Genomic DNA, 11,650 nt, shown 5'->3' with positions numbered 1-11,650 from the left:
CCATCAGACAGTAAACAGGTAGTCATTATGGATATGGATTTGAACAATCGCCTGACCGAAGACGAAACGCTTGAGCAGGCTTACGACATTTTTCTCGAACTGGCTGCGGACAATCTGGATCCAGCCGACATCATTCTGTTCAATTTGCAGTTTGAAGAGCGTGGCGGTGCCGAGTTGTTCGATCCGGCAGAAGACTGGCAGGAGCATGTTGATTTTGACCTGAACCCTGACTTCTTTGCCGAGGTCGTGATTGGTCTGGCAGATACAGAAGACGGCGAGATTAACGATATTTTCGCGCGCGTTTTATTATGTCGCGAAAAAGATCATAAGCTCTGCCATATTCTCTGGCGAGAATAATCAAACAAAAAAGCTGCTCTCGCAGCTTTTTTCATTTTTAACCCGGCAGTTTACTTCCACAGCGGTTACAAAATTGCGCACTATGTTCGTGCTGCGTCTGCTGGCACTGCGGACATTTTCGTTGGTGCCCGCGCTGCTGGAACGCACTGCTCATGTGCGTGGTAATCAATCCCGTCGGTATCGCAATCACCGAGTAACCAATCAGGATAAGCACGGACGCCACCATGCGCCCCAACGGGGTGTGCGGCGTGATATCGCCATAGCCGACGGTGGTTACAGTAACAATCGCCCAATACACCGACGCATTCAGCGTAGTAAACCCATATTTTGGCCCTTCAATCAGATACATCATCGCGCCAAAAACCACCATCAGGATGGCAATAAAGGAATAGAACAGCATCAGCTGATGTCGGGCGCTTTTTAACGCATTCCAGAACACCCGCAGAGAAGGCATAAAGCGCAGCAGCTTGAGAATACGCAGGACGCGCAGGACACGCATCGCTCTCCAGGCGAAAACATAGCTCAGACTGATTTCCGGCCATAGCCACATCACATACAGCGGCAGAATGGTGGCAAGGTCAATTATCCCCCAGAAGCTGAACACATATTTAGCGGGGTTGGCCCAGCAACATAAGCGCAGAAGATATTCGAGGGTGAAGACCAGAGTAATAAAGATCTCAAGCCAGACAAAAACGCGCCATTCCTCAAAGGTTAAATGGTATTGCGTCCCTACTCCGGACTCAATGAAGATAACGATAACGCTGAGCAAGGCAAATAGCGCGCACATACCTTCAAAGCGACGCCCTGAACGGGTATTTAAATCAAATAATTTGCGATAGAGCGCACGGCGGACAGAAGAGACTAAACCTGGCACAGATACCTCACCAAAAAAAGGGCTGACCTTTGTCAGCCCTCAGGATTATAGCGGGTCTACTTTCAGGCAGGAAACTGCATGTCGGAAACTTCCTTCCAGAACCGGGCGCGTTTTTGCGCATTCCGGTCCAGCAATCGGACAGCGCGTACGGAACACGCAACCGGAAGGAGGATTAATCGGGGACGGTAACTCGCCTTCCAGCAACTGAATAACCTTATTCCTTTCCTGATCCGGATCGGGGATTGGCACCGCAGACATCAGCGCTTTGGTATAAGGATGCAGCGGGTTATGGTACACCTCGTCATAAGTCCCTAATTCCACCGCATGTCCGAGATACATAACCAACACACGGTCGGAGATGTGTTTAACCACCGCGAGGTCGTGGGCAATGAAGATTAACGATAATCCCATTTCGCGCTGAAGCTGTTGCAGCAGGTTAACCACCTGGGCCTGGATTGATACATCCAGCGCTGAAACCGGTTCATCACAGATAATCAACTTCGGTTCGAGGATCAGCGCGCGGGCAATACCAATACGCTGACACTGGCCACCGGAAAACTCATGTGGGTAGCGGTTAATCAGGTTAGGTAGTAGTCCAACCTTCATCATCATCGCCTTCACACGGTCGCGGACTTCCTGACCCGGAAGATTCGGATGATAAGTTCGCAGCGGTTCGGCAATGATTTCACCAATGGTCATGCGCGGGTTTAACGATGCCAGAGGATCCTGGAAAATCATCTGGATATCGCTGCGCACTTCCCGCCACTCATCGGGTTTCATACCCAGTAAATCTTTACCCAGCCAGGCAACCTTTCCATCGGTGGCCTTCACCAGGCCGATAATCGCACGGGCAAAGGTCGATTTCCCGCAGCCTGATTCACCGACCACGCCCAGGGTTTCGCCCTCATACAGTCGCAGGGTTACGCCATCAACCGCCTTCAGGGTTTTAGACGGTTGCCAGAACCACTGTTTGCCATCTTTAATATCGAAATGGACTTTAAGGTCGGCAATCTCAAGGAGCACTTTACGTTGTTCGGTCACCGTATTCATACCAGTTCCTCCACCGGCTTAAAGCAGGCACGCAGACGGCCTGGGCTAAATTCCTCCAGTGGCGGAGCACTGCTACAGATTTCCATCGCATGCGGGCAACGCGGCTGGAATGGACAACCTTTTGGTAGACGCAGTAGGTTCGGTGGGTTGCCAGGGATAGTGAGCATCTCTTCCCCTTCGGCATCCAGACGAGGTACGGCATTTAGCAAACCAATCGAATACGGATGAACGGGTTTATAAAAGACATCCCGCGCACTGCCGTATTCCATAGTACGTCCGGCATACATCACCAGGACTTTATCGCAAATACCGGCAACAACCCCCAGATCGTGGGTGATCATGATAATCGCGGTGTTGAATTCACTTTTCAGTTCATTCAGCAGCGTCATAATTTGCGCCTGTACCGTCACATCGAGCGCAGTGGTTGGTTCATCGGCAATCAGTAATTTGGGCCTGCACAGCAGCGCCATGGCGATCATTACGCGCTGACGCATACCACCGGAGAATTCATGCGGATACATTTTCATACGCTTACGCGCTTCCGGCATCTTCACCGCATCCAGCATTCTGACCGACTCGTCAAAAGCTTCCGCTTTGCTCATGCCTTTATGCAGCATCAGAACTTCCATCAACTGCTCCCCGACCCGCATGTACGGATTGAGAGACGTCATCGGGTCCTGGAAAATCATCGAGATTTGCTCGGCGCGCAGTTTGTTCAGTTCACGTTCCGGTAAATTCAGAATTTCACGCCCGTTGAACGTTGCGGAGCCCCCGATACGACCATTCGCCGCCAGCAGCCCCATCAGGGCAAAGGCCGTCTGCGATTTACCCGAACCGGATTCCCCGACAATACCCAGCGTTTCTCCGGCTCGCAGAGAAAAGTTTAAATCGTTGACCGCAGTTACATCGCCGTCGGGGGTAGCAAACGTCACGCGCAGATCTTTTACGTTCAGCAGTGCGTTAGCCTGTTGTTGCGCGAGCGGCGCGGTTGAGGTTTCAATTACGCTCATGGCTGCACTCCTTAACGGTCTTTCGGGTCGAGGGCATCACGCAGGCCATCGCCAATAAAGTTAAAACAGAACAAAGTGACCACCAGGAAACCTGCCGGGAACAGCAGCAGCCATGGTGAGACTTCCATAGAGTTGGCACCATCACTGAGCAGCGCGCCCCAGCTACTTAACGGTTCCTGCGTACCTAGTCCCAAAAAGCTCAGGAAGGATTCAAACAGGATCATGCTAGGCACCAGCAATGAAGCGTAAACCACCACCACACCCAACACGTTCGGCACAATATGGCGGATAACGATACGCACGGTAGACACCCCGCCGACTTGCGCCGCTTCAATAAACTCTTTGCGCTTCAGGCTCAGCGTTTGTCCACGCACGATACGCGCCATATCCAGCCAGGAGACCATTCCGATAGCGACAAAAATCAGCAGGATATTTTGTCCAAAGAAGGTCACTAGCAGAATCACGAAGAACATGAACGGGAAGGAGTTGAGGATTTCCAGCAGACGCATCATCACCGAGTCGATTTTACCGCCGAGATAGCCCGACAGAGAGCCGTACAGCGTACCGACTACTACCGCGACCAGCGCCGCGGCAATGCCGACCATCAGCGAGATACGCCCGCCAATCGCCACGCGAACCAACAGGTCGCGTCCCGACGAGTCAGTACCGAAATAGTGGCCGGACTCCATATCCGGCGCGCTGGACATCATTCCCCAGTCGGTATCAAAGTAGGTAAACTGCGACAGCATTGGCGCCAGCGTCACAAATAGCGCAATAATCACCAGCACCACCAGGCTTGCTACCGCCGCGCGGTTATGCATAAAGCGTCGACGCGCGTCCTGCCACAGGCTGCGGCCTTCGACCTCCAGCTTTTCACTGAAATTCTCCAGCGCCTCGCTGTTTTTCTTACTTAACATCATAGCGAGCTCCAGTATCAGTAACGAATTTTCGGGTCGATAACGGCATACAGCACATCGACAATCGCGTTAAACACGATGGTCAGCGTACCCACCAGTATGGTCAGGCTAAGAACCAGCGAATAGTCGCGGTTTAACGCCCCATTGACGAACAACTGGCCAATACCCGGCAAACCATAAATGGTTTCAATAACCATCGAACCGGTGATAATGCCGACAAATGCCGGTCCCATATAGGACAACACTGGCAACAGCGCAGGTTTCAACGCATGGCGGAAAATAATCCGCCGCATCGGCAGCCCTTTAGCGCGTGCGGTACGAATAAAGTTAGAGTGCAGTACTTCAATCATCGAACCGCGAGTAATACGGGCAATACTGGCGATGTAGGCCAGTGACAAGGCCACCATCGGCAGGATCATAAATTTCAGCGCCCCGCCGTTCCAGCCCCCGCCGGGTAGCCATTTCAAGGTTATGGCAAATATCATGACCAATAAGGGAGCGACCACGAAACTGGGGATAACCACCCCGGTCATTGCCACCCCCATCACCGTATAGTCCCAACGTGTATTTTGCTTCAGCGCGGCTATCACTCCGGCGCTAACACCGACGAGTACCGCCAGAATAAAGGCTGCCGCACCCAGCTTCGCAGAAACCGGAAAGCTCGAGGCAACGAGGTCGTTAACCGTGTAGTCTTTATATTTAAAGGATGGTCCAAAATCGCCGTACGCCAGCTGTTTCAGATAGCTGAAGTACTGCGTCGAGATGGGATCGTTAAGATGATATTTCGCTTCAATATTCGCCAGCACCTCTGGCGGTAACGCGCGTTCCCCAGTGAATGGGCTTCCGGGCGCAAGGCGCATCATAAAGAATGAAATCGTAATAAGAATAAACAGCGTCGGAATCGCTTCCAGACAGCGACGTAATATAAATTTTAACATTGCCCGTACCTTCTGGCGTGTGCCTTTATACCCGTCATACTTCAAGCTGCAAATGCGTTGGCTTTACTCGCTCACGCCAGTCACTTACTTAAGTAAGCTCCTGGCGATTCGCTGCGTTGCCGCCTTCCTGCAACGTGAATTATTTAGGGTATACCTCTCTTTGTCTAAAGAGGTATATATAGTTCGAAGAAAAAGACACTGTGGGGCAACATGATTGCCCCACGTCTTGCCATTAATGCTTGATAATATACAAGTCTTTAACGTGGATATTATCCATCGGGTCTTTACCGGAGTATCCGCCAACCCATGGTTTCACCAGGCGGGCGTTAACATAGTAATAAACCGGTACAATCGCAGAATCTTTATCCAGCTGCTGTTCCGCTTTCGAATACAGTTCGCTGCGCTGCGCTTCATCCGTCACTTTCAGCGTATCCGCAATCAGCTTATCAAATGCCGGGCTCTTATAGTGGACGGTATTATTGGAGCTGTCGGACAGCACCATATTCAGGAAGGACGTCGGTTCGTTATAGTCCGCACACCAGCCCGCACGTGAAACATCATAGTTGCCCTGATGGCGCGTATCGAGGAACGTTTTCCATTCCTGGTTTTCCAGCTTCACATTAGCACCCAGATTTTTCTTCCAGATAGATGCCGCGGCAATAGCCAGCTTCTTATGCAGGTCTGAGGTGTTATACAGCAGATCAAAGGTCAGCGGTTTCTCAGCGGTATATCCGGCCTCAGCCAGCAGTTTCTTCGCTTCTTCATTACGTTTTTCCTGAGACCACTTGAACCACTCTGGCTCAACCAGTTTCGCACCATCGGTGTATGGAGGAGTAAAGCTATATGCTGGCAGGTCACCCTGGTTTTTCACTTTATTGACGATAATGTCACGATCCAACGCCAGCTTCAGGGCGGTACGAACACGAACATCGTTGAACGGTGCTTTCTGGTTGTTGATTTCGTAATAATAGGTGCACAGATACGGGTCAACGTGGACTTCGTTCGGGATCTCTTTTTTCAGTTTCTGGAATAACTCAATCGGCATGTTGTTATAGGTCATGTCGATTTCACCGCTGCGATAGCGGTTAACGTCAGTCACTTCAGAAGAAATAGGCAGGTAGGTTACCTGGTTAATAACCGTTTTGGCGTTGTCCCAATAGTTGGTATTACGCTCAAGCACAATGCGCTCGTTCACAACCCAGTCTTTCAGTTTATACGCACCGTTAGTAACGATGTTAGCGGGCTGGGTCCACTTCTCGCCGAATTTTTCAACAGCCGCTCTGGGAACCGGTGAAACGGAAGAATGCACTAGCAGTTTGTAGAAATAAGGAACTGGTTCGCTGAGGGTAACTTCAAAAGTATGATCGTCGAGAGCTTTTACGCCCAGATCGGTGACCGGCTTTTTACCGGCGATAATATCATCAATGTTGACAATATGACCGTACTGCAAATAACTGGCATACGGTGATGCAGTATTTGGATTAGCCAAACGTTGCCAGCTATACACGAAATCTTGCGCGGTAACAGGCGTGCCGTCAGACCACTTAGCATCTTTACGCAGATGGAATGTCCAGACTTTAAAATCTTTATTTTCCCATTTTTCAGCCACGCCAGGCGATGGTTTGCCATCGACATCACTGATTAATAAACCTTCAAACAGGTCACGGTTAATGTTGGATTCAGGTACACCTTCGATTTTGTGGGGATCGAGTGATTGCACTTCCGAACCGTTATTACGCACCAGAGTCTGCTTTTCAGCAAGCTGCACACCCGCTGGCACTACTGCCGCCGTGGCAACATTTCCAGCGACTAGCGCAGTTAAGATCCCCGCAGCTACTAAACTTTTTTTAGTGATGTTAGTCATTGTGTTGTACTCCCTCATTATTATGGCTGGTTTTTTAACCAGACTGTTAATCCTGTCAGGATCCCTGTACGGCACCGGAGATTTTCTGCCGTCAGGTGGTTTATTGTTTTACTGCTTGCTATCACCGACTTTATTTATTCTGGCGATTCGTATGACCGCCTTGCGTCGATTCTCTACGTGCCTCCCCTGCCGGAAACACGCTATTACCCAGTTGAGAGAAACTAACTGCAAATGATTCTCATCAACGTGAATTCTTCTGCATAATACTTGGCCGGAAAGTATCAAATGCGTTTCTTAACCGCCAATACATTTTACAAATTTGTTAACCAATTCTCTTTTATTGGAAATAAATCTCACTTAAAAAGTCTTACGAATGAAGATTTATTATGGAAAGTTCACAAAAATCAATGCATTATGTCGGCTATGGTGTTAACCATCCTGTCCGAAGTCAATGCCATGTCAAAATGCACATAAATTTAACAATTGGTTATTAATTAGCACATTCATCTGAAATAAAGGCTGAAATAACTAATAACATTTCGATAATCCTTCAGCAAGCCCCAGAGTATGATGTTAATAAAATAACAGCAGTATCGGTCTTCGCCGGGCGTACTGGGACGTGTTATATCTTTAGAATCAATGGCTAACAGGAGAGTTAATCATCAGCATTTTTTATTATTGCTCTGCTGATTTTCAACTTTAGTGAGAAGTTTTACTGATAATGAAAGGAAACGGAGCCGGACACGACTCCGTTTGCACAGAAGAGAGGTTTCAGGCCAGCAAACCAGGGAAAATGGATTTGATGCCTGTAACGATAAATTCGATACCCAAAGCCATTAACAGCAGTCCCATAATACGCGTAATGACGTTGATACCGGTTTGGCCCAACAGACGCACTAACCATGGTGCCATGCGGAACAGCCCCCAGCAGCACAGAGCAAACAACGCAATCGCTACAAAAAAGCCAAACAGGTTAATCGCGCTATGATACCGCGTACCCCAAACAATAGTTGAGCTTATCGCCCCCGGCCCCGCCATCAACGGTAATGCCAACGGCACAACGCCGATACTTTCACGGATTGCGGTTTCTGATTTTTCCTGTTTGTTTTGTTTATCTTCCCCTAGTTTTCCGCTAATCATTGACATCGCGATAGTCACAACCAGAATGCCGCCAGCGATCCTGAACGAGTCAATTGAGATGCCGAAGAGTTGCAGAATACCATCACCAAGAAACAGCGAAGTCCACAGGATGATTGCGACCGATAGGTTTGCCGTGAGGTTGGTTTTGTTTCGTGCTGCGGCAGTTTGATAGCTGGTCATACTGATAAAGACGGGGATGATCCCTACCGGGTTGACCAACGCAAATAACCCAATGAAAAATTTAAAATAGACAGGAAAATCAAATAGCGTTTGGATCACGGTTAGCTCCGAAGCGTTAGCCGGATAAAATGAGTCATAAAAATTGATAAAATCCGCGCTGAAGATACGCCTTTTGTCAGCATACTTCACCTTCTATCTGCGTATATCAATGTAAATACGCTACCAATACTCATTGTTATTAATATGTATTAAATATGCTAATGTTATTAGCATTCATTACGTCAATTTATTAACACTTAACGAGAAACGCTAAAAGGGTCTGCTGAAAGGTGTCAGCTTTGCGAATTTTTGATCCAGATCACGCAATTACTACTCAGAAGTGAGTAATCTTGCTTACGCCACCTGGAGGTAACGCGTTAGAGTTAACAGGCGCTAGCGTATAAGCTCTTTTAGTAAATCAAAGTAAAGTGGACGTTAATTAACCGTTTGATTTTCAAACCATTACACAAATTTTCGTCGGTCTGTCTATACTCTCGTATCGAGCAGATGATTTACTAAAAAAGTTTAACATTATCAGGAGAGCATCATGGCTGTTACTAATGTCGCTGAACTTAACGCACTTGTAGAGCGCGTAAAAAAAGCCCAGCGTGAATATGCCAGTTTCACTCAAGAACAGGTTGACAAAATCTTCCGTGCCGCCGCTCTGGCTGCCGCAGACGCTCGAATTCCTCTCGCGAAAATGGCCGTTGCCGAATCCGGCATGGGTATTGTCGAAGATAAAGTGATTAAAAACCACTTCGCTTCTGAATACATTTACAACGCTTACAAAGATGAAAAAACCTGTGGTGTGCTGTCTGAAGACGACACTTTTGGTACCATTACCATTGCTGAACCGATTGGTATCATCTGCGGTATCGTTCCAACCACTAACCCGACTTCTACTGCAATCTTCAAATCACTGATCAGCCTGAAGACCCGTAACGCCATCATCTTCTCTCCGCATCCGCGCGCAAAAGATGCAACTAACAAAGCAGCTGACATCGTTCTGCAAGCAGCAATCGCTGCTGGCGCACCGAAAGATCTGATCGGCTGGATCGATCAACCTTCCGTTGAACTGTCTAACGCGCTGATGCACCACCCGGACATCAACCTGATCCTTGCGACCGGTGGTCCAGGCATGGTTAAAGCGGCATACAGCTCCGGTAAACCAGCTATCGGCGTAGGCGCAGGTAACACCCCTGTGGTTATCGACGAAACCGCTGATATCAAACGTGCTGTTGCATCTGTTCTGATGTCTAAAACCTTCGATAACGGCGTAATCTGTGCTTCTGAGCAGTCTGTCGTCGTGGTTGACTCCGTATATGATGCAGTACGTGAGCGTTTTGCGACTCACGGCGGCTACATGCTGCAGGGCAAAGAGTTGAAAGCAGTTCAGGACGTTATCCTGAAAAATGGCGCGCTGAACGCAGCTATCGTTGGTCAGCCGGCATACAAGATTGCTGAACTGGCAGGCTTCTCCGTACCAGAAACCACCAAGATCCTGATCGGTGAAGTGAAGGTTGTTGACGAAAGCGAACCGTTTGCTCACGAGAAACTGTCTCCGACGCTGGCAATGTACCGTGCGAAGGACTTCGAAGACGCAGTCATCAAAGCTGAAAAACTGGTTGCGATGGGCGGTATCGGTCATACCTCTTGCCTGTACACTGACCAGGACAACCAGCCAGAGCGTGTTGCTTACTTCGGTCAGATGATGAAAACCGCACGTATCCTGATCAACACCCCTGCTTCTCAGGGTGGTATCGGTGACCTGTACAACTTCAAACTCGCACCTTCCCTGACACTGGGTTGTGGTTCCTGGGGTGGTAACTCCATCTCTGAAAACGTTGGTCCTAAGCACCTGATCAACAAGAAAACCGTTGCTAAGCGAGCTGAAAACATGTTGTGGCACAAACTTCCGAAATCTATCTACTTCCGTCGTGGCTCTCTGCCAATCGCACTGGATGAAGTGATTACCGATGGTCACAAACGTGCGCTGATCGTGACCGACCGCTTCCTGTTCAACAACGGTTATGCAGACCAGATCACCTCCGTTCTGAAAGCTGCTGGCGTTGAAACCGAAGTGTTCTTTGAAGTTGAAGCTGACCCGACTCTGACCGTTGTTCGCAAAGGTGCTGAGCTGGCTAACTCCTTCAAACCAGACGTAATCATCGCACTGGGTGGTGGTTCCCCGATGGACGCCGCGAAAATCATGTGGGTTATGTACGAGCACCCTGAAACTCACTTCGAAGAACTGGCACTGCGCTTTATGGACATCCGTAAACGTATCTACAAGTTCCCGAAAATGGGCGTAAAAGCGAAGATGGTTGCAGTTACCACCACCTCCGGTACCGGTTCTGAAGTGACTCCGTTTGCGGTCGTTACCGACGATGCAACTGGGCAGAAATACCCGCTGGCAGACTATGCGCTGACTCCGGATATGGCGATTGTTGACGCCAACCTGGTTATGGATATGCCGAAGTCACTGTGTGCGTTCGGTGGTCTGGATGCCGTCACTCACGCTCTGGAAGCTTACGTTTCAGTACTGGCTTCTGAGTTCTCTGACGGTCAGGCTCTGCAAGCGCTGAAATTGCTGAAAGAAAACCTGCCAGCGTCTTACCATGAAGGTTCTAAGAACCCGATAGCGCGTGAGCGTGTACACAGTGCAGCAACTATCGCCGGTATCGCGTTTGCTAACGCCTTCCTGGGTGTATGTCACTCAATGGCGCACAAACTGGGTTCTCAGTTCCACATTCCTCACGGTCTGGCGAACGCCCTGCTGATCAGCAACGTTATTCGTTATAACGCGAACGACAACCCGACTAAACAGACTGCATTCAGCCAGTACGACCGTCCGCAGGCACGCCGTCGCTACGCTGAAATCGCAGACCATCTGGGTCTGAGCGCACCGGGTGACCGTACTGCCGCGAAAATCCAGAAACTGCTGGGCTGGTTGGAAGAAATCAAAGCTGAACTGGGTATTCCTAAGTCTATCCGTGAAGCTGGCGTTCAGGAAGCTGACTTCCTGGCACACGTGGACAAACTGTCTGAAGATGCGTTTGACGACCAGTGTACTGGTGCTAACCCACGTTATCCGCTGATTTCTGAACTGAAACAGATCCTGCTGGATACCTACTACGGTCGTGAGTATAGCGAAGGTCAGACCGCCGCTAAGACTGAAGCAGTAGCTGCACCGAAAGCAGAAAAGAAAGCGAAGAAATCCGCTTAATTTGCTCAGATAAGTTTTAGCTTCATCATAAACGGTCCCAATTGGGGCCGTTTTT

Annotated in this window: 9 protein-coding genes; 2 read left to right on the top strand and 7 right to left on the bottom strand. The window is 49.3% G+C overall.

Annotated elements, in window-relative coordinates; translation table 11 throughout:
- Nucleotides 1–27 precede the first annotated feature (27 nt).
- On the top strand, nucleotides 28–357 hold the full coding sequence (locus SK35_RS11520; RefSeq protein WP_003020691.1) for an HI1450 family dsDNA-mimic protein: 330 nt from the start codon (nucleotides 28–30) through the stop codon (nucleotides 355–357).
- A gap of 37 nt (nucleotides 358–394) precedes the next feature.
- Here the strand turns inward: SK35_RS11520 and SK35_RS11515 are convergent, their stop codons facing one another.
- The 7 genes from SK35_RS11515 to ychE form a co-directional block, all read right to left on the bottom strand.
- On the bottom strand, nucleotides 395–1,231 hold the full coding sequence (locus SK35_RS11515; protein WP_048216255.1) for an ion transporter: 837 nt from the start codon (nucleotides 1,229–1,231) through the stop codon (nucleotides 395–397).
- A gap of 45 nt (nucleotides 1,232–1,276) precedes the next feature.
- A complete protein-coding gene (gene oppF / locus SK35_RS11510) occupies nucleotides 1,277–2,281 on the bottom strand; it encodes a murein tripeptide/oligopeptide ABC transporter ATP-binding protein OppF (protein ID WP_008784949.1) in 1,005 nt (334 codons plus the stop codon).
- Nucleotides 2,278–3,291 (bottom strand): murein tripeptide/oligopeptide ABC transporter ATP-binding protein OppD, encoded by a 1,014-nt coding sequence (gene oppD / locus SK35_RS11505; RefSeq protein ID WP_048216254.1) that lies wholly within the window; start codon nucleotides 3,289–3,291, stop codon nucleotides 2,278–2,280. Before oppD ends, oppF begins: the two co-directional genes overlap by 4 nt.
- Nucleotides 3,292–3,302: 11 nt before the next feature.
- Complete coding sequence (gene oppC / locus SK35_RS11500; RefSeq protein WP_008784950.1) at nucleotides 3,303–4,211, bottom strand: oligopeptide ABC transporter permease OppC; 909 nt, start codon at nucleotides 4,209–4,211, stop codon at nucleotides 3,303–3,305.
- A 14-nt stretch (nucleotides 4,212–4,225) separates the two neighbouring features.
- A complete protein-coding gene (oppB, locus tag SK35_RS11495; RefSeq protein WP_048216253.1) occupies nucleotides 4,226–5,146 on the bottom strand; it encodes an oligopeptide ABC transporter permease OppB in 921 nt (306 codons plus the stop codon).
- A 232-nt stretch (nucleotides 5,147–5,378) separates the two neighbouring features.
- On the bottom strand, nucleotides 5,379–7,010 hold the full coding sequence (gene oppA / locus SK35_RS11490) for an oligopeptide ABC transporter substrate-binding protein OppA (protein ID WP_048216252.1): 1,632 nt from the start codon (nucleotides 7,008–7,010) through the stop codon (nucleotides 5,379–5,381).
- Between the two features lie 771 nt (nucleotides 7,011–7,781).
- Nucleotides 7,782–8,429 (bottom strand): NAAT family transporter YchE, encoded by a 648-nt coding sequence (ychE, locus tag SK35_RS11485; protein ID WP_003020714.1) that lies wholly within the window; start codon nucleotides 8,427–8,429, stop codon nucleotides 7,782–7,784.
- Nucleotides 8,430–8,916: 487 nt separating this feature from the next.
- Here ychE and adhE point away from each other — a divergent pair, with 487 nt between their 5' ends.
- Nucleotides 8,917–11,595, top strand: a complete 2,679-nt coding sequence (adhE, locus tag SK35_RS11480; protein ID WP_048216250.1) for a bifunctional acetaldehyde-CoA/alcohol dehydrogenase — start codon at nucleotides 8,917–8,919, stop codon at nucleotides 11,593–11,595.
- The last annotated feature ends 55 nt before the right edge of the window (nucleotides 11,596–11,650 follow it).

Source organism: Citrobacter sp. MGH105 (genome assembly GCF_001037485.2).
Classification (GTDB): Bacteria; Pseudomonadota; Gammaproteobacteria; order Enterobacterales; family Enterobacteriaceae; genus Citrobacter; species Citrobacter portucalensis.
Note: the sequence above shows the minus strand (reverse complement) of the source record. Positions and strands in the feature narration are given on the sequence as shown.